15 protein-coding genes and 2 pseudogenes are annotated in these 19,033 nt (G+C 62.0%); 7 read left to right on the top strand and 10 right to left on the bottom strand.

Annotated elements, in window-relative coordinates; all coding sequences use genetic code 11:
* Positions 1-40: 40 nt before the first annotated feature.
* Complete coding sequence (locus OIU37_RS02545) at positions 41-1,549, bottom strand: winged helix-turn-helix domain-containing tetratricopeptide repeat protein (RefSeq protein ID WP_264255451.1); 1,509 nt, start codon at positions 1,547-1,549, stop codon at positions 41-43.
* Positions 1,550-1,706: 157 nt separating this feature from the next.
* On the opposite strand from OIU37_RS02545, the gene plsY reads away from it, so the two are divergent.
* A complete protein-coding gene (gene plsY / locus OIU37_RS02540; RefSeq protein ID WP_171602468.1) occupies positions 1,707-2,366 on the top strand; it encodes a glycerol-3-phosphate 1-O-acyltransferase PlsY in 660 nt (219 codons plus the stop codon).
* Between the two features lie 52 nt (positions 2,367-2,418).
* Here plsY and OIU37_RS02535 read toward each other — a convergent pair.
* A pseudogene (locus OIU37_RS02535) lies at positions 2,419-3,329 on the bottom strand (agmatinase).
* A 176-nt stretch (positions 3,330-3,505) separates the two neighbouring features.
* Between OIU37_RS02535 and OIU37_RS02530 the strand changes: the two are divergent.
* The 3 genes from OIU37_RS02530 (at position 3,506) to OIU37_RS02520 (ending at position 5,958) form a co-directional block, all read left to right on the top strand.
* Entirely contained in the window at positions 3,506-4,672 is a 1,167-nt protein-coding gene (locus tag OIU37_RS02530; protein ID WP_171602467.1) for an MFS transporter, read from the top strand.
* A gap of 117 nt (positions 4,673-4,789) precedes the next feature.
* A complete protein-coding gene (locus OIU37_RS02525; protein ID WP_171602466.1) occupies positions 4,790-5,281 on the top strand; it encodes a MarR family winged helix-turn-helix transcriptional regulator in 492 nt (163 codons plus the stop codon).
* A complete protein-coding gene (locus tag OIU37_RS02520; RefSeq protein ID WP_264255446.1) occupies positions 5,278-5,958 on the top strand; it encodes a GNAT family N-acetyltransferase in 681 nt (226 codons plus the stop codon). Before OIU37_RS02525 ends, OIU37_RS02520 begins: the two co-directional genes overlap by 4 nt.
* A 14-nt stretch (positions 5,959-5,972) precedes the next feature.
* Here OIU37_RS02520 and OIU37_RS02515 read toward each other — a convergent pair whose 3' ends face one another.
* A complete protein-coding gene (locus OIU37_RS02515) occupies positions 5,973-8,891 on the bottom strand; it encodes a pitrilysin family protein (RefSeq protein WP_264255444.1) in 2,919 nt (972 codons plus the stop codon).
* A gap of 229 nt (positions 8,892-9,120) precedes the next feature.
* On the opposite strand from OIU37_RS02515, the gene OIU37_RS02510 reads away from it, so the two are divergent.
* The gene (locus tag OIU37_RS02510; protein ID WP_264255442.1) at positions 9,121-10,101 is read left to right on the top strand and encodes a substrate-binding domain-containing protein; all 981 of its coding nucleotides are present in this window, start codon (positions 9,121-9,123) and stop codon (positions 10,099-10,101) included.
* Positions 10,102-10,175: 74 nt separating this feature from the next.
* On the opposite strand, the gene OIU37_RS02505 is transcribed toward OIU37_RS02510, so the two are convergent.
* From OIU37_RS02505 to OIU37_RS02480, 6 genes are all read right to left on the bottom strand, one after another.
* Positions 10,176-11,441: an ABC transporter substrate-binding protein gene (locus OIU37_RS02505; protein ID WP_264255440.1), complete on the bottom strand. Its 1,266-nt coding sequence runs from the start codon at positions 11,439-11,441 to the stop codon at positions 10,176-10,178.
* A 26-nt stretch (positions 11,442-11,467) separates the two neighbouring features.
* Positions 11,468-12,301 (bottom strand): carbohydrate ABC transporter permease, encoded by an 834-nt coding sequence (locus OIU37_RS02500; protein ID WP_264255438.1) that lies wholly within the window; start codon positions 12,299-12,301, stop codon positions 11,468-11,470.
* Positions 12,298-13,221 carry a carbohydrate ABC transporter permease gene (locus OIU37_RS02495; protein WP_264255436.1) on the bottom strand — a complete coding sequence of 308 codons (924 nt, stop codon included), beginning with the start codon at positions 13,219-13,221 and terminating at the stop codon, positions 12,298-12,300. Before OIU37_RS02495 ends, OIU37_RS02500 begins: the two co-directional genes overlap by 4 nt.
* On the bottom strand, positions 13,214-14,419 hold the full coding sequence (locus OIU37_RS02490; protein WP_264255434.1) for an ABC transporter ATP-binding protein: 1,206 nt from the start codon (positions 14,417-14,419) through the stop codon (positions 13,214-13,216). The genes OIU37_RS02495 and OIU37_RS02490 overlap by 8 nt, the downstream gene beginning before the upstream one ends.
* Positions 14,416-15,246 carry a metallophosphoesterase gene (locus tag OIU37_RS02485; RefSeq protein ID WP_264255433.1) on the bottom strand — a complete coding sequence of 277 codons (831 nt, stop codon included), beginning with the start codon at positions 15,244-15,246 and terminating at the stop codon, positions 14,416-14,418. The genes OIU37_RS02490 and OIU37_RS02485 overlap by 4 nt, the downstream gene beginning before the upstream one ends.
* A gap of 200 nt (positions 15,247-15,446) precedes the next feature.
* Positions 15,447-15,842, bottom strand: coding sequence for a hypothetical protein (locus OIU37_RS02480; RefSeq protein WP_264255432.1), 396 nt, complete (start codon positions 15,840-15,842; stop codon positions 15,447-15,449).
* Positions 15,843-15,936: 94 nt separating this feature from the next.
* On the opposite strand from OIU37_RS02480, the pseudogene OIU37_RS02475 reads away from it, so the two are divergent.
* Positions 15,937-16,294 (top strand): annotated as a pseudogene (locus OIU37_RS02475) (hypothetical protein).
* A 145-nt stretch (positions 16,295-16,439) separates the two neighbouring features.
* Entirely contained in the window at positions 16,440-16,628 is a 189-nt protein-coding gene (locus tag OIU37_RS02470) for a hypothetical protein (protein WP_029875172.1), read from the top strand.
* Between the two features lie 19 nt (positions 16,629-16,647).
* Here OIU37_RS02470 and OIU37_RS02465 read toward each other — a convergent pair whose 3' ends face one another.
* The gene (locus OIU37_RS02465; RefSeq protein ID WP_264255426.1) at positions 16,648-19,020 is read right to left on the bottom strand and encodes an alpha-amylase family glycosyl hydrolase; all 2,373 of its coding nucleotides are present in this window, start codon (positions 19,018-19,020) and stop codon (positions 16,648-16,650) included.
* Positions 19,021-19,033 lie beyond the last annotated feature (13 nt).

The following is a 19,033-nucleotide window of genomic DNA, read 5'->3' as shown; positions in this document are numbered from 1 at the left end:
GTGATCGACGGCCGGATGGCAATGGTTTTTTTGCGGCGCGTCACTCCGGAAGTCCCGCCTTGCGGTAGCCGTCAACGAAATGCTCAAGCGTCCGAGCGTCGCGGAATGGCTCGGTCGCCGCCCAGTGGCGGGTTGAAAAATGCGGGTTGGCGACGAGAAACAGTTCGGCCTCGGCGCGTGCCTCGTCGAGCCGGCCGAGTTGGGCAAGACTTGCCGCCAGGAAACGGCGTGAGCTCGTGCGATAGGTCTCGTCGTTGCGCAGCGTCTCGACAGCGGTTGCGTATTGGCCGGCAGCATATTGCGCCTGGCCGAGCGCCAGATAGTACCAGCTTGCCGGAAACGGGTTCAATCGGAAGGCCTTGGCGATATGCTCTAGGCCCTCCCCGACCCGCCCGGCCAGGACCGCGATGTCGGATAGCGCCGCGAAGGTGTCGGCCTCGTTCGGGTCGAGTTCGATCGCCTTGGCAAATTCCGCCTCCGCCTCGTCGAAGCTGCGCTCATAGGCAAGCAGGTAAGCCAGGATCCAGCGGCAGCCGGCATCGTTGGGATCGATCCCGACGGCTTTGCGCGCCAGCCCCAAGGCAAGGTCACGGGTGGGTTGCGTTGGTCCGCCGGAATGCACCTCTCCCATCCAGTGGTTCATGGCAAGCCAGCGATAGGCCTCGGCATAATCAGGATCGAGCGAAATCGCGCGCGCCAGCATCAGATGCGCTTCCCGCGCCGCCTGCGGCGTGTCGTCCATCAGCCTGCGCGCCTGCACGCAGAGATCGTAAGCCTCGATATTTTTGGGCCGGTTGCGCGGCGGCGGTGCGCGCAGCCGGCCGAGCAGCGCCTCGACGATCTTACCAGTCACCTCGTCCTGAACGGCAAAAATATCCTCCAGGCTGCGATCGAAGCGTTCCGCCCATAGATGATCGCCACCCACCGCGTCGACCAGCTGGGCGTTTATGCGCACGCGCGCCTCGACGCGTCTCGCGCTGCCCTGCAGCAGGTAGCGCACGCCGAGTTCCTCGGCGATCTGCCGCACATCCATAGCCTTGCCCTTGTAGGCGAAGGCCGATTTGCGGGCGATGACGAACAGACCCGGCATCCTGGAGAGGTCGGTGATGAGGTCCTCGGTCAGCCCGTCCGCGAAGGATTCCTGCTCGGGATCGTTGCTAATATTCACGAAGGGCAGCACTGATATCGATGGTTTGTCGGGCAGCGGCAAAGGTTTTCGCTTCACGCCGCCCAACTGGTTGACGGCGCCTATGAAGCGGTAGCCGATGCGCGGAACCGTGGAGATCCATTCACCGCCGTCGGCGGCCGGACCAAGCAGCTTGCGCAGCTGTGCGATCTGGACGGTGAGATTGCCCTCCTCGACGGCCCTGCCCGGCCAAGCAGCGTCCATCAACTCGGCCTTGCCGAGGATTTCGCCGGATCGTTCGACGAGTGCGGCAAGCAGCTTCAGCCCGCGATGGCCGACCGCGACGGGATCATCGCTCCGAAGGAGCGTTCCCGCCACCGGATCAAGCACGAACGGACCAAAGGCAAAGCGTGATCCCTGCATGGGGCGCATCCTAGAGTCTTTAAAGCTTGAGTGGAACTGTTCGTCGCTTAGGCCGCGTGGCATTGAGGACGCGGGCAGTGTAAATCGTGTTCTAGTGGCTGATGGCGGTGACAACCAAATGATGACTGCCTGAAAATAGAGCGTCGAGGTGACTCCCATGATTTTCTGGACAGCGGGTGCGGTTGGATTGGCGATCGCTTATCTCTTCGGTTCCACACCGACGGGCTATCTGGCGGGCAAACTGCTCAAGGGCATCGATATCCGGGAGCACGGCTCAAAATCCACCGGAGCAACGAACGTATTGCGAACGCTGGGCAAATGGCCTGCATTGGTGGTTCTGCTGATCGATGTGCTGAAAGGTGTAGGAGCAGTCATCTTTGCCCGGTGGTTTTATCCCTGGTTCTTGACAGTCTCATCAGCCACGCCACCGACGGCGCTCTATCTGCAAAGCTCGGCGCCTTGGGCTGTTTGCCTGGCGGGACTTGCCGTGTTGTTAGGCCATGGCCGTTCGGTCTGGCTCAACTTTACGGGAGGCAAGTCGGTTGCCACGGGGCTCGGCGTGTTGCTGGCGATGTCATGGCCCGTAGGTTTGGGCGCTGTGGCGGTTTTTGGCGTTGCCCTGGCGGCCTTCCGGATTGTTTCCCTGAGCTCCATGCTGGCGGCGTTGACGGCCATCGCTCTCGTCTGCGGTTTGGAACAACCGCTGCCCTATCGGCTGCTGGTGATCGCAGGCGGCATTTACGTGATTGCCCGCCATCGCACCAACATTCGGCGGCTACTGACCGGGACGGAACCGCGTCTGGGCAAGGTCGCCTAGAAGCGAAAACGCGCCGCACCATGCTCTGCTTGCTGCCAGAGCGAGCAGAGTTTCAATCTTGCCGGACGATGGCGCCGATTAAATTGACGAGAAGGCGCGCGGCGGTCAGGGCCGACAGGCCATCAATATCGGCGGGAGGATAGAGCTCGACAAGGTCGAATCCTGCAATCCTGGCCCGCCTGCCGAGGCCCGCGATCAGGTCAATCACCTCAGTGTAGGTGAGGCCGCCGGGCGTACGCGCCGCAACGCCCGGCATAATGCTGGGATCGAGACTGTCGCAGTCGAGGGTGACAACGACCCGCGCTCCCTCGGAATATGCCGGAGAGCGGCTTTGACGCCCTCGGCGTGAACCTCGCGGGCGGTCACGAAGTGGCTGCCGTAGGCCCGCGCCGCTTCGATGTCGGCGAGGCCTGCGCTGCCGACGCTGCGGAGGCCGACCTGGACCATGCCGGCGACATGCGGCATCTCGCTCGCCCGACGCATCGGGCTTGAATAGCCGTAGCGTTCGCCATGCACCTCGTCGCGCCAGTCGATATGGGCATCGATCTGCAGGACCCAGACCGGCCCGTGATCCGCAAAGCCGGTGAGGAAGGGAATGGTCACGGAACAGTCGCCGCCGAGCAGGATCGGTATGGCCGGCAATGCCAGGACCTCGCGCGTCTTCGCCTCGATCCGGGCCCGGTTGCCGGCATTGTCATGCAGGGTGGTCTGGATGTCTCCAACGTCGATGCATAAGACCGGCCTGCCGTCGAACAGCAGCCCACCGAGATCGAAATCCCAGTGCTCGACGAGTGGGGCATCCTCCTCACTCGCAGCGCGGATGGCGTCAGCGGCCAAAGCGTAGCCGCTGCTGTCCTTGCCGGGATAGGTGCTGCCGTGAGCGACTTCGAAGATCACCGCACGGGGCAAGCGCCCATCGGCGAGGTGATCGGGAAGGTCGAGAAAGGAAAGTGAGGCACTCATTTCCTGATGGTCCTGATGATGTCCGGCTGAATTGCGGTGGTGACCTGTTTAGTCCCTTTGGACGTTTTTGAGAACTTTTTGGAAGAGCTTAAGTACGACGCTCCCAGCCTCGTGCAGAATTCATCCTCTTTGACGCCCCGGCCCGTCAAACCATACGGTCTGATGAGGACATCTGCATGACTGCCGAAAGCATCAAATTAGCGCGAGAGGACCGGATCCCTTGGGCCGCGATGGCGGGTATCATCGCGACCGTGACGGTGTTCGCCGTGGCGCAGGGGCTGACCTATCCGCTGCTCAGCTTCATTCTGGAGCGGCAGGGAACGACATCGGGCCTGATCGGCCTGTCGGCGGCGATGACGCCGCTGGGTTTCATCCTATCGGCGCCCGTCATTCCGGCGCTTTCGCGGCGCGTGGGTGGGGCGCGGCTGGCGATCCTGTGTTCGATCCTGGCCGCCCTCACCCTGATTGCGATCGCCTGGGCTGAGGACGTGTGGGCCTGGATGCCATTGCGCTTCCTGCTCGGCGTCTTCGCCAATCCGCTTTACGTGATCAGCGAGACCTGGCTGATCACGATCACGCCGGCGCCGCGGCGGGGCCGGATCATGGGACTCTATTCGTCGGTCGTTTCGGGCGGCTTCGCCGTCGGCCCGCTGTCGCTCTGGCTCACCGGCACTGAGGGTTGGCCACCCTTCGTGATCGGTATTGCGGCCCTCCTCCTCTGCGGCCTGATCGTGCTTGCGGTCGTCCCACACCTGCCTGAGATGCCTGACGAAGGCGAGGCAACATCGGTCGGCCGCTTCTTCGCACTGGCGCCGCTGCTGTTGTTTGCGGTTTTCACCGCTGCCGCCTTCGAGCAGATCCTGCTTTCCCTGTTCGCGGTCTATGGCGCAGCACTCGGCAGTGCCGAGGAGCGTATCGCTTCGCTCATCACCTGTTTCATCGCCGGCAATGCCGTGCTGCAGATTTTACTTGGGCGCTTGGCCGAACGGTTCGGCTCGACGCGGATCATGCTCTTCTGCGTCCTGGCTTGCCTCGCCGGCTGCCTGCTGCTGCCGTCGGCCTTCAATTCGTGGTTTATCTGGCCGCTCGTTTTCCTCTGGGGCGGGGTCTCATTCGGGATCTACACCCTGTCGCTGATTCAACTCGGCGAGCGGTTCACCGGCCAGGCTCTGATCGCCGGCAACGCGGCCTTCGCCTTGGTATGGGGCATCGGCGGCATCGTCGGCTCGCCCGCGACAGGACTGGCGATGCAACTGATCGGACATCAGGGTCTGCCACTGTCCCTTGGCCTGCTCAGCTGCGTGCTGGCGGTGTTTCTGATGGCCAGGAAATGGCGGGGCTGATCGAGACATTTGCATGTGCCGCCCTTCCCCTGGCCTCATCTGCCGACCACCCTCGCAGACGAATTGCCATTTAATCCATAACACGTTATATAACACCCAATACAAATGGAGATCGGCATGGTCGAGGATGTGGTCAGAACACTCGGGTTTCTATGCATGGGCAGCCGGCTGCGGCGCATCGGAGAAAGGCTGCAGGCCGATACGCAGCAGATCATCGATGAGGCGGGCCTTGGCATCCAGGCAGGCCAATATCCATTCCTTGCAGCGATCGACCGGGCCGGGCCACTGACGATCGGCGAGCTTGCGCAGGCGGTGGGTATCACTCAGCCCGGCGCAACGCGCACCATCGGCCAGCTTCTCGAACTCGGTTACGTCGACATGCAGCCGGCCCCGGATGATCAGCGTCGCAGACTGGTCTCGCTGACCGACAAGGGACAGGACCTCGTCGATCATTCGAAAAAGGTGATCTGGCCGCGCATCGCCGCCGCCGTTGCCGATCTCTGCGGCGATCTCGACGGGCCGATCCTCGAACAGCTCGCGGCCATCGAGGACGGGCTTGCGGCGGTGCCGCTTGCGCGCCGCAACGCCGCCAAGGAGGAAACACAGTGAAACATATTCTCGACCGACCGATCTGGAGCGCACTCGAGACCGCGCATGCCGATCTTGCCGAAGGTGGCAAGTCCGCGCGGCGATACCCACCCTCCATCGTTCCTTTCGCAGCGTCAGCCGACGATACGCCGGAGAGCCTCGATGCCCTGGAGAACCTGCCTTCGCCGGAGGAGAGCATGATTCTCGTCGAATCCCGGCCGATCGCCATCCCATCGGGTCTTGCCGTCGTCGCGGAAGCATCGGTGGTCCAGATGATTGCCGAGCGGCACCATGAGAGGATTTCGGATTCTCGCATCCAGCCGCTGACGGAGGCCGATGCCGCCGACATGCTTGATTTGGCGACACTGACCAAACCTGGGCCGTTCACATTGCGAGCCCAAAGCCTCGGCAGCTTCTGGGGGATCAAGAGCGAAGGCCGCCTGGTGGCGATGGCCGGACAACGGATGCGTCAGACAGGCTTCATCGAGCTCAGCGGGCTTTGCACCCATCCCGATGTCCAGGGACGCGGCCTCGGCACCCTGCTCTTCCGCTTCGTTGCCGGCGAAATCGCATCGAGCGGCGACGCAGCCTATCTGCACGCCTATGCGGCGAACACATCGGCCATTTCGCTCTACAAGACACATGGCTTTGCGCTTCGCGGGGAGATGAACATGCGCGTGGTCAAACGCCGTTCCTGAGCCGTGCCCACGACCTATCGCACCGCCGGCGGCAGCACTTCGAATTTCCAGAATTTTTCCGGGCTGAAATAAGTCGTGGCAAACGCGCGGATATCTGCGGCGGCGACCCTGTCGTAGCCGCTGAGATTGTCGCGTATCCGGTCTAAGCCGCGCGAATCCGTCTGAGCGCCGCGCAAATATTCAATCCAATATTCGTTACCCTGCTGCTGATGCTTCAGTGTCTCGATGATGGGTTCCCGGGCGCGCGCGAGTTCGTCCGGGGTGACATCTTGCGACCGCAGATCCTTGGCGATCTCGTCGACGAGTGCGTAGAAGCGCGCGACCTTTGCCGGGTCTGTCTCGACGTAGAAATATGCGTAGCCATAGCCAGGGACTTCACTTGACAGGTCAGCATCGCCCTCCAGCACATAGCTTGCTCCTTCTGCGATGCGAAACTGATCGACCAACCTGTTTTGGAAAATCTGGGTGGCGAGATTGGCGGTGAAGGACCGCGGCAGGTCGGAATGCAAATCGCCAATCGGAGCCCCTACCGCGGCGGCGGCGCTATCCGCCCTGCCCTTATGGGCCTCCACAACGGGCTTCTCGTTCGTCACCGGAAAACGCACGTCGTTCCGATCGTTGCTCGACATCATCTCCGGGCGCGGCGGCAAGGCGCCAAAGGTTTCGGCCGTCAGTCGGATCGCGTCATCCACCGTCACGTCGCCGACGATGGTGATATCGATCGGGCCGTTGGAGATCATAGGTTGGAACAGCGCCTCGAAATCCTCTGGATGAGCGGCCGACAACTGCGCGCGATCGGGGAAGGTCCAGCGCGGGTCGCCCGAATGCACGAGACTTGGGAAATCGCGGCTGACAATGCCGCCGGGCGTCGCCTCATACTGATCGAGACCGCTCAAATAGGCTTGCTGCACACGCTTGAACGCCTCGGGGCGATAGGCGGGATCGGAGGTGTATGCGGTCATGAGCTGCAGTTGCGTCGCAAGATCTTCAGTCCTTGTACGACCATCGAACCTGAAGGAGCTGTCGCCTACCGAGAAATCGATGCTGACGATGTTGGCCGTCAGCGCTTTCTGGATATCCTGGTAGTCCATGGCCTTCACGCCGGACAGCACGACGGCCGGAGATGCCCAGATCGGGGCGGAACGGTCGTGCGGCAGGTCCAGCCGACCACCGCCGATATCTTCACGCACCAGCACTTCGTTGGCACGCAGCTTGGTTGGCTTGACGGTAAGCCGCACGCCGTTGGAAAAGCGCACCAAGGTCAAGCCGAGATCGTCAACGGCGCGGCGTTCGACCACAGCGCCTGGCGCGCCGAAATGGGCGTAGGGCCAGGCGACGTCAGCTGCACTGGATAGTGCCGAGACGGCAACGGCATTTGACGCATCGTAGACTTGTCGAACCGCGTCGGCTCCGCCCTCAGGTGATTGGGCCGTCTGTAGCACGACCTGCGGACCGTTGCCGGAGAACGCACGCTGCAGGGCCTGATTGACCTCGACCGCCGTGACGCCGTTCGTCATCGTCTCGAACAGCGAGAGGTCTTCGGCAGGCGAGGTGAAGACTTGATCGTCATCGACACTGCTCAACAGCATGGAAGCGACGTCGGTGGTCGTGCGCGTCGCGGCTCCGGCCGCAGCAGCCTGCAGGGCCGAGCGATAGTCGAGAATTTCGCGATCGATTTCCGCCTGCGTAGCGCCGAACTTCTGGATACGACGCTGTTCCTGGTCAATGGCCGTGAGCGCCGCCGGCCATTTGTCCGGCTCGGAGTTCGCCGCGATCAGGACGACATGAGCGGAATCGAGGAGATCCTGAGAGCCGATGCCCGCACTGATGAATGGAGCATCCGCCTTGCCGGCGATGGTGCTCACCCGGCGATTGAGCACCATGAGACCGAGATTTTCAATGAGCTCAGCGCGGCGCTTGGCGAAGGTGTCAGGCGCGGCGTCATAGAGACGTGTCCAGGCGACCTGTACGCTCGTCATGCCGCCGGGAACAACGATGAGGTCGGCGCTTTCGCCTTTCGTCACCAGCGTGCCGAGATCCGGTTTTGTCGGCGTCGGATCCACAGCCTTCCAGTCGCCGAAGCGCTGCCGGATTTCGGTTTCCATGGCGACGGGGTCGACATCGCCCACCACCACCAGCGTTGCCCGATCGGGTCGGTAATTGGCCCGGTAATAATCACGGACAAGGGCGACAGGCGCATTGCTGATGATGTCGACTTTACCGATCGGCGCCCGCATGGTCGCGCGCTTACCGGCGAGCAACGAATTCATGATTTCGAGCGCCGCGCGATACTGCGGCGTGTCGCGCAGCCGCTCCTCCGACAGGATGACGCCGCGTTCGCGATCGAAGGCGCTGGCGTCGAGGGTCAGCTCGCTCGCCGTTTCTCGCATCAGCATCAGGCCCGTCGAAACCGTGTCTGCATCGACCTCGGGCAGATCGAGTGCATAGACAGTCTCGTCATAAGAGGTATGGGCGTTGGTGTCCGGCCCGAAGGCCAAACCCTTGCGCTGCAAGACACGGATCATCTCTCCTTCGGCGACATGTGTCGAACCCTTGAAGGCCATGTGCTCGAGAACATGCGCCAGACCCTGCTGGTTGTCGTTTTCGTCGAGCGAACCTGAGTCAATGCGAAAACGGATCGCTGCCTGTCCGGGCGGCGTGACATTGCGCATGATCGCAAACCGCATGCCGTTGGCGAGCATGCCGAAACGCACATGGGGGTCGGCTTGGATGTCGCTTTGCGTTTGTGGCCAGGGCACGGACGGGCTGTCCGCATAGGCTGGCGACGTGAAGTTCGCGACGAGGGAGACCGTCGCGAGAAACCACCACACCGTGGAGCATTCCATTTTTTTGTGAGACATTCTTGTCCAGGTGATGAGAATGAAGGGGGTCGATGGCGTCAATCTGACTATTCCACAGGTTGCATTTCCCATCAACTTCCATGTGTGTAATGAATAAGAAGTAGATAACTCTGCCTAGAACAGGATGATTTTAGGCCCGGTCGGCTTAAAATCTGAATCCTGTTCTACATTATATAGTTAGAGCATGATGTCGTCCGAAAACCGCTCACACTTTTCGGCATCATGCTCTGGGTGTCAGACCAATGTCATCGAACCCGCCTAAGGGATTGCGCCTCGATGCTGTCACCAGGAGGCGTTTTCGATGGCGACATTGGAGCAGGTCGCGTTCCGGGCAGGATGCTCGCTGGCGACCGCAAGCAGGGTTCTCAACCGCAACGGACCGGCCAGCGACCTGATGGTGCGCAAGGTGCGCCGTGCGGCTGCAGAACTGGGCTATCGCCCGGCCGGCCTGTCTGCAGGGCGGCTGGGACGCAGGCCTGTGGTCGGCGTGCTGATCCCGAGCATCACCAATCCGGTCTTTGCCTCGTCGCTGTCGAGCATCCAGAACCGCATGCTGGTGGCCGGCCACGGCGTCTTGATCGCCCAGTCGAACTACGATCCGGCGCGCGAGGCCGATGCCGTCGCCGCACTCTTGAACGACCGGCCGACCGGGCTAATCCTCACCGTCTGCGATCCATCCACCAGCGAGGCGCTGCTTGCGAAGCTCCCGCCGACCGTGCTGCTCAACAACCTGCCGACAGGGCAGTTTCCGGCGGCCGTCACTGCCGACAATCGCGGCGCAGGCCGCGAGATCACGACATTCCTGATCGGCATGGGCCATCGCCGCATTCTGTTTCTCTCCGGCAATTTCGCCGCCTCCGACCGCGCCCAGCTTCGCTACCGCGGTTATCTCGACGCTATGGCTGAGAACGGGCTGACACCGCTCGATGCCGTGCAGATCCCCTTCGTCAGCGGCTACGACCAGCTCGATCTTGGCGTCGCGATGAGCTCGCTTGCGCCGACGGCGATCATCGCCTCCAACGATCTCCTGGCGCTCGGCGTCATCGGCGCGCTGAAGCGCGAGGGGCTGTCGGTCCCTGGGGATGTTTCGGTCGCCGGCTTCGACGGCATTGCCATCGGCCGGCTGATCGATCCACCGCTGACGACCATCGAAATGCCGGATGCCAGCATGGGGGCGACGGCCGCCTCGCTGCTGCTCGACATGGCGGAGAATGCCGCGCCCGCCCGCCATCTCGACGTCGCCTATACGCTTCGCCGCGGCGGCACGGTGCGCGCCATCTGAGAAGCTAGGGAAAAGAAGAGGCCGCCACGCGCTCGGCATGGCGGCCTCTGCCTTATGCCTAATGAGGAAGGAGATCAGCTGCGCGGCAGCATGCCCTCGACATCGGCGGCTGCGTCGTCGAGCGCTTCCTTCGGTTCGGCCGACTGGTCGACGATGCGCGAGAGGTTGTCGACGATCGTCTGCGTGACCTTGACGCCGTTCGAGCCGGGGAAGGCATACCATGGGATCATCACCGGCATCTGGCTGAGGCCTGCCTGAAACAGTGGGTTCTGTTTGTAGAAGTCACCGAGATAATCGGGTGACTTGGCGGCAAGCTCGTTGTTCGGGACATAACCGGTGCCGGGCACGACGACCGAAGCACCATAAGGGCCGGCGGCGAATTTGGCGAACTTCCAGGCAGCATCCTGCTTGGCGGCATCATGCGTCAGGATGACGACGGCGTTGCCGCCGGTCGGCAGGCGGCCGTTCACCGGATCGATCAGCGGGATCTTGGCGGTGCGCAGATCGAACTTGTTGCCGACATTCTTGATCGTATTGCGCAGCGCGCCCGTCGTCTGGAACTCGAAACCGACCTTGCCGGCTGCGAATGCCTGTTCGCCGGCGGGTTTGGTGAACACAGGCATGCCGCCTTCGGTGACCAGGCGATGCAGGACCTCGACGGCCTTCTGACCTTCCGGGCCGTTGAAGGCAACCTTGCTTTCGTCGTCGCTCAGCATCTTGCCGCCGGCGCCGAAGAGCAGTGCCGAAAACATCCAGTCGTCGCCCTGCCAGCGGTAATCGATGCCGTCGACGCCATTGCCGAGCGCCTTGATCTTGCCGCCGAGCGCGATGACCTCATCCCAGGTTTTCGGTGGGTTTTCAGGATCGCCACCGGCCGCCTTCACGAGATCGGCGTTGTAATACATGATCGGGTTGGAGGTCGCGAAGGCCAGACCAACCTGCTTGCCCTTGACCTGGGCAAGCTTGAGGATCGTGTCGGAGAAGCCCTGCTCGGCCATGTTGCCGTCCTTCTGGACGAGCGGACCGAGGTCGACGGCGACGTCACGTTCGTCGAGCATGCGCAGGCGGTTGAGGCCGATGAAGGTGACATCGGGCATTTCACTGGTGCCGACCTGGCGAAGGATCGTCTGGATGCCTTCTTCATAGGTCGCCGAGGGGCTGGCGAACTGGATCTTGATATCCGGGTTTTCTTCCATGAATTTCTTCGAGATCGTGTCCATCACGTCCTTGAAGAAGCCCGGCATCGGGTAGTGAACCGTCAGCGTCGTCTCGGCATGCGCGGGAAGCGCGATTGCCAAGGATACGGCCGCTGCGGCGAGAAGCTGGGTGATATGTTTCATCGCTCGTTCTCCTGGGTTGAAACCGGTCAGCCTTTGAGACCGGTCATGGTGATGCCCTCGACGAACCGCTTCTGCGCAAGCAGGAAGGCGGCGACGAGGGGAAGGGTAATGATGAGGGTCGCCGCCATCAGCGCGCCGTAGTCGTCGCCGGCCTCGGCGGCGCGGAAATACATGAGGCCCAGCGGCGGCGTGGCGTATTCCTGCTTGCTGATGACGATCAGCGGCCAGTAGAGGTCGTTCCAATGGGCGACGACCGAGAAGATGGCAAAGGCGGTCACAGCAGGCCAGGCATTCGGCACGATGACGCGGGCGACGATGCCGAGCTCCGACATGCCGTCGAGACGGGCGGCGTGGATGAGATCATCCGGCATGGCGCGGAAGAACTGCAGGAACATGAAAATCGCGAACACCGAAATGGTGAAGGGTGCGACAAGGGCGGCATAGCTGTTGAGCAGCGAGGCGCTGTTGAAAGCGACATAGAGCGGCAGCGCCGTCGCATGGATCGGCACCAGCAGGCCGAGCATGACCAGCACCATCATGGCGCGGGCCGCACCGAAGCGCAGCTTCGCCATGGCATAGGCGCAGGGGATCGCCACGAGCACCTGGAAGAAGAAGATCAGCCCGCAGACGACGACGCCGTTCCACAGCAGCCGTGCCATCGGCACTCGGCTCAAGGCCTTGGCGAAATTTTCGACATAGGTGAAGTGCGCCGGGATCAACGACAGCGACGAGGTGAAGATGTCGCTTTGGGCCTTGCCTGCCGTCGAGATCATGAAGACATAGGGCGACAGGAAGATCATCGCGCCGAGGGAAAGCAAGGTGAGACGGATGATCCTGCCGAGGGAAAAAGCGTTCGTCATGTGTAATGCACCCGGCGATCGAGAACGCGGTACTGCAGGAACATCAGCACCACCAGGATCAGCAGAAAGACCACCGTCATCGCCGAGGCATAACCGACGCGCAGATAGACGAAGCCTTCCTGGTAGATGGTGAAGAGCAGCACTTCCGACGCCTTGTTCGGGCCGCCCTCGGTCAGCGTCTTCACAGTCTCGAAGACCTTGACTGAATTGGTGATGCTGATGGTGATGACGAAGAGCGTCGTCGGCCCGAGCATCGGCCAGGTGACGAGCAGAAAACGGTCGAGGGAGGATCTGGCGCCATCCACCTCGGCTGCCGCATAAAGCTCGCGCGGGATCGCCGTCAGCCCGGCGAGGAACAGCACCATGTTGAAGCCGGCCGATTGCCAGACGCCGATGATCGAGAGGCTGTAGAGCACCGTGCCGGAACTGCCGAGCCAGTTCGGGCCTGGAAGCCCGACGAGGGCCAGCAGCGCGTTGAGCGGGCCGATTGTGGGGTGGAACATATATTGCCAGACGGTCGCCATGGCGACGATCAGCGAAGCGACCGGCAGGAAATAGGCGGTGCGGAAGAAGCTGCGCGCCTTGGTCTCGCTCTCGATCAGCACGGCGATGCCGAGGCCGAGAAGAATCGAGATCGGTGCGACGAGCGCCGTGTACACCGTGGTATTCCACAGCGACTTGCGAAACGTCCGGTCGGTGATCAGGTGCGCGTAATTCTCGAAGCCGACGAAACGGAACTTGCCGTAGCCGAGTTCGAAATCGGTGAAGCCGAGCACGATGACTGATACAACCGGCAAAAGCGCGAAGAGGAACAGCAGGATCATAGCCGGCATCACCAGCATCCAGGCGATGCGGGCTTCGCTGCGCCGATGCGCCACGGCGGCATCGTGTGACACGGCCATGGAGACGATGCTAGCCATGCGCCCTCTCCCGCTGGGCGTCGCTATTGGCGAGCCCTGCATCGGCAGCGCCGAGCCCGGCATCACCCGTTGCTACGCCGCCGGCCAGCCGGCTGCCGTCCTCGGCAAAAATCAGCGTGCGGCCGGGCGAAAGCCGCAACCCGACCGGATCGCCGGCCACCAGGCCGGAGGCTTCGGCCGGCTGAACCTTGGCAACGATAGTCTCGCCGATCGCCTCGAGCCGGCAATGGAGGATGACTTCGGAGCCCAGGAATTCGACACGTTCGATCCGGGCGGCAAGGCCGTCATGCCGGTTCTTGGAAAGAAAGACGAATTCGGGGCGAATGGCGAGCGTGACCGGCATCTTCCCGTCGCGCGCATTTTCAAGCGTCAGGCGCAGGCCGCCGCAGAGAATGACGCCGCCTTCGGCAAAGGCCGGCAGCAGATTGATGCGCGGCTGGCCGATGAAGCGGGCGACCTCGATATGGGCGGGATCATCGTAGATGACCTCGGGGCTGGCGATCTGCAGCAACTTTCCGCCCATCATCACGGCGACACGGTCGGCCATGGAAAGCGCTTCCGCCTGGTCGTGGGTGACATAGAGCGTCGGCACGCCGGCGCGGCGATGCAGGTCGACGATCTCGCCGCGGGCGTGAACGCGCAGATTGGCATCGAGATTGGAGAGCGGCTCGTCCATCAGGAAGATGCTCGGCTGGCGCACCATGGCGCGGGCCAGCGCCACGCGCTGACGCTGGCCGCCCGACATCTGGCCGGGCTTGCGGTCAAGCAGATGATCGATCTTCAGCGACGTCGCCATATCCCTGACGTCACGGGCGATCGCCCTGCGGGTGGCGCGCTGGCCCGGCATCAATGACCCGATGAAGGGCAGCCGCTGCATCCTCGACAGCCGGCGCATCGCCAAGGGCACGGCGATGTTCTCAGAGGCCGTCAGATGCGGATAAAGCGCGTAGGACTGAAAGACCATGGCGATGTTGCGATCGGCGGCCGCAACGCCGGACATATCCTGCCCGCCGATCAGGATCTCTCCCTGGTCGGCGTGGTCGAGGCCGGCAAGGACGCGCAACAGCGTGCTCTTGCCGCAGCCGGAAGGGCCGACCAGCGCGATGAATTCGCCGGCGGCGACATCCAGGCTGACGCCATCAAGGATCTGGTTGCCGCCGAAAGCCTTGGTGATACCGCGAAGCGAGAGCGCGCTCATTCGACGGGTTCCCGCTGCTTGACCGCCTGGGGGTAGACGTCATGCACGACATCGTCGAGCACATGCGCGGTCATGCCGGGAACGGTGACGATCGTGCTTTCGACTGCCGTATCGAACTCGTGGACGACGGCGCCGATCAGGCGCTCGCCCGGCATCTCGCGCTCCATCTTGTCGATGATGAAAGCGGCCGAGGGACCCCATATCAGCTGGGTATTGTCAAAGCGCCCCTGCCAGGCCCAGTGGAGGTGGCCGCTCGCAAACAGCGCCACGTCATGGGCAGCAATCAGATCATAGAGCCGCCGGCGCTGAGCCGGGCGAACGCTCCAATATCCGGTATCGCCTTCGTCGGGGGCATCGACGAAGAGCGGCTTGTGCGCGAACAACGCTACGCGCCGCCCTGCCCTGCCGGACAGCGCCTGATCGAGCCATTCGAACTGCGCCTCCTCCTCGGCATCCTCATGGCCGAGAAGTAATGAGTTCAATCCGATGAAGCGCCAGCCGGCCGAATCCTCCAGCCAGCGGTCCTCGCCGGCAAGGCTTCGCCAGCGCGCCAGACGCTCGGCATTGACGGGCTGGTCTGATCCCTTGAGGTGGCCGACATCGTGATTGCCGGGGACGATCAGCATCGGGATCGACACCTGACGCATCAGGTCCATCGAGAAGGTAATATCCGCGTCCTTGTCGGCGCCATCGACGGTGAGATCGCCGGTATGGACGATCAAGTCCGCGCCGGTCTCTTCGATCCAGCTCAGAAGCGGCGCCCAGTTGCCGTTGAAATGCGGCTTGTCGGGGCTGAAATGAGTGTCAGTGATCTGAATGATTTTCATGGGGCGCGTCTCCGAGAGGTCGGCAGCGCCTCACCGGCGCTCCCTTCTCGTGCCCTCTCTAGAAGGCTCCCATGTCAATCACACAGCTGAAGTTTTCAGCTGTTTCTCAGTTTTGACATCAATCTGTCATGCAAGAAGAAGGCTGCCCGCGCGAACCGGGCAGCCTTCTTCTAGCATTTGGAATTGAAACTGCGGTGAAATCAATGCCGTGGTGCGTTGGCGGGGATGGACGAGACCGTTGCCGAGACGGGGTCGCTTGCCGGAAAGCTGTCCTCCAGGCCCTCGTTGAGTTCCTCCTCCAGCGTTTCGCTATCACCGGCCGAACGCGCACTCGGCTGACCGATCAGGCCTTTGCTGCCTTCGTCGAAATTGCCGTTGCTCAAGGCATCGTAGCGGTTGATGCTGCCGTCTGCTTCCGCCCCGGTAAAGGCGGTCAGCTGAACCATCATGACCTTGGCGCGGTCGACCGCCGTCGTCTCATCGAGTTCGCCATGGGAGTTGTCGATTTTGACGGAAATCGATTCTCCTCCCTCGCCCAGGAATTCGACGGTAAAGATGTCGCCGGCCTGTGTAACTCGCGTATCGATCAGCTGCATGGAAACCTCCTGTGTTTCATGAACCTCAACGGCCATCCAGGTCCGGAGTTCCACGGCAACGCCATTTCAGGGCAAGGCGATGGGTCAGCGAGCAATGGGCCAACTCGGAACAAAAAACGCCTATGCGAGTTCACACGCAGTTCAACAGGTCGCCGAAATTGCCGCTGTCGCTTTCCGAGAAACGCTCGTTCTCTACCACTCCCGCAGATCAGAAACTCGCTTTGATATCGAGCTATTCGGAAGCGTTGCGTAAGCTCGCCAGATCGACTGAGGCGGTCGGACGGGCCGATATGCTGCCGAAACTGATCCAGGTGGCGGACGGACTGGACGGTCTGGCAACCGCGATTGCCGAGACGGAGGCCGGAACCGAGGTGATGGCACGCACGGCGCGGCTGATCCGGGCGACCGAGGGGATGCTGGCGTCGATGTCCTCGTCATCAATCATCCATTAAATTTCACCCTTTCGCGAGGGACCGGATCGAATGCCGCCGCGCGCCTCGCTCCCACGCTTATGGTTAATTTATTAGTAATTCTGGACTTATAAAAGGAACCGGACGCCCATTTCCAATGTTGATGCTCCGCCTGGAGGAACCCCCGATGATCCTGAAAATCCTTGCCCCCAAGATCGACGCCGATTGCCATGACACCGGCACCTGGCCCGATGGAATTTTCGCTGAAAACCGGATCGATCTTTCCGCTCGCCGCGACGGCCGCCGTCGCTCGCCGCATGAGCGCGACTACGGCAATGACAGGAAAGTGGAAAATCTGCCGCTCGGCTTTGTCTGACCGTTCCGGGCGTGGCGCGTCACAGCCTACGGAAGACCAGAACGCCTGACGCCGGCAACACGGCATTCAGCACTCCCGCCGTGGCTCTGATCCTTCCGCCGCCGTTGCCGACGTTCCATCCGCCATATTTGTCAGCATCGGTATTGAAGATCTCCTCCCAGAGATCATCGCCCAGACGTTCGCTGTGCAGCCGATATCCGTGTTCGAAGGGCGAGTCGCTCAGCGACCCCACAACAAGGAAATCCTCGCCGTCATTCCATCGATGAAACGCGATCACCCGATTTTCGTCGTGAACCAGGGGAATGTCGATGTTGCGCGAGCGAATGGCATCCTGATGGACGCTGAGCGCGATCAGATCGCGATAACAGCTGAGCATCCCTGCCCCGTTACCATCAGCTTCGCCGAGAATATTCTCCCGGTTCTCAAGGAAATCATTGTAGCGATAGGGCTTCTGGGCGCCGATTTCCTCGCCCATGAAAAACATCGGCGTGCCGGCCGATAGCAGCGTCATCGCCGCCGCAAACCGGGATCTCGCCTCAGCCCACGCCCTTGTCTCACCGACGATCGGCGCAAAATTGACGGCGATAACGGCGGTTCGCGCCGATCCTTCACGATTGCCGCAATCGTCATGCGACTGGTTATAGACCACCTTAGATCGCGCGCTCGTCTGCAATGCGCCGGCAAGAGACGACATGGTCAGCGCCCGCTTGTCCCCGAAGCCGGCATTCTTCAACAGCTGCGCCTGCGCGCCCCCGTGATATTCGACGAGGTTGTGATGAAAATCGCCGTACCAGGTCGCATCGAAGCCGAGCCCGTCGCCAGTCAGGCTCGGCTCGGTCATCGCCGACCAGTCCGAATAGTCCTCGGCCGTCAGGAAAAGCTGCGGCTTGATCAGCCGCATCGTGCGGGTCCATTGCTTCAGGAATTTGGCGCCGAAGGCTGCGGCCCGATCGGCGCGCCGGCCGTCGGCATGCAGGACCGGATATTGATGGATCGAACTTGTCTGATCGAGCCGGAAACCATCGATATGGCAGACGGAGACGAGGAACGCCGCGCTGGAGATGAAAAGCTGGCGCACCGCTTCCTCATCGAAGCGAGGCGCCCATCCCGTGGAGATGTTATCGATGTAGCCGCCTGTCGGATCGCCGTAATCGCCGGGGCGTCCTTCATACCAATAATAGATATTGCGGGTGTGATCGGTGGAATCATAGGCCCATTGCGCCCGTTCGCCGTCCGGGTCGAAGTGATTGTAACAAACATCGAGGATGACGGCGATGCCGCGCTGGTGGCAGATCTTGACGAACATCTTCAGCCGGTCGGTGCCGCCAGCCCCCTGGTCGGCGGCAAAGAAATGCGACGTGCCGTAACCCCAGTTGGCCCGCGTTTCGAATTCCGCAATCGGCAGCAGTTCCACGGCGTTGACGCCGAGTGCCGAAAGATGCTCGATGAAGGCGATGGCATCATCAAGCGTGCCGGGCACGGCCTTGCCGAAACCGAGCGCGCCGACGTGCAATTCATAGATCACCAGATCCTCGAGCCGCTCCGGAAGTGTTCGACCTCCAACGAATTCGTCAGCCCAGAACGTCTCGGCGGCAACCTCCTGCCCGGATGGAAGTACGACCCGCTTCGGATCGCAGACGACCGAGCAGCTTTGCGGTCCATCCAATGCGGCCGGCGATCCGTGATAGTTCGCTCCATCCGGATCGAAGTCTCCGGCGCCGATCTGCATGAGCGACCAGATATCCGTGCGGTAGGCGAGCGATCCATCATCCCTGGTGATGCGGTACATATAGGGCGTGCCGACCATGCCGTCGAAATCGGAAAGGCCGTGGTCTTCGCCGGTTTCAACGCTCCAGAAGCCATCAACTGTCCTGCGCATCCCGATGGTTGCAACCGTTCCGGTGCCGTCGTCGGCGACGTAGCCGATGGCCGGATCGGCGAGGACGAGCAAGACATCTCGCGCATTCGGCGCCCAGACCGAAAAGCGAATGCCGTCGACACTGTTGCGCCTTTCAACCCGGTTGGCCCCCAGACGGCCGATCCATGTCAGATAATAGGTCTGCGGCCCTATCCCCTGCTGGAGATCGAAGGAGCGTTCGCGACGCGTCGAGGCCTCGTCGTCCAATTCGGCGGCGATTGCCCACAGGCTTGAAGCGCCGGGGCGATCGACTTCGATCCCCCAGCGAAAATGCGTACCGATCTCGTCATCGGGAAAAGAAACCCTGGCGACGAAGACATCATAACCATCCTCGTCGCGAGAGCGCTGCATCGGAACAGATGCCCACTCGTTCGAGGGACGGCCCTGCTCGTCCCAACTGCCGCGGAGACGGACATTGTCGAACGCCGTCGACAGCAAGCCGCTGCGAAACCGGAATTGAACATTAACGGTCATCGGATCCTCCGGG

The organism is Rhizobium sp. BT-226, assembly GCF_025847085.2.
Classification (GTDB): domain Bacteria; phylum Pseudomonadota; class Alphaproteobacteria; order Rhizobiales; family Rhizobiaceae; genus Rhizobium; species Rhizobium sophorae.
The sequence above is the reverse complement of the archived record's forward strand: the minus strand, read 5'-3'. Positions and strand labels throughout refer to the sequence as shown.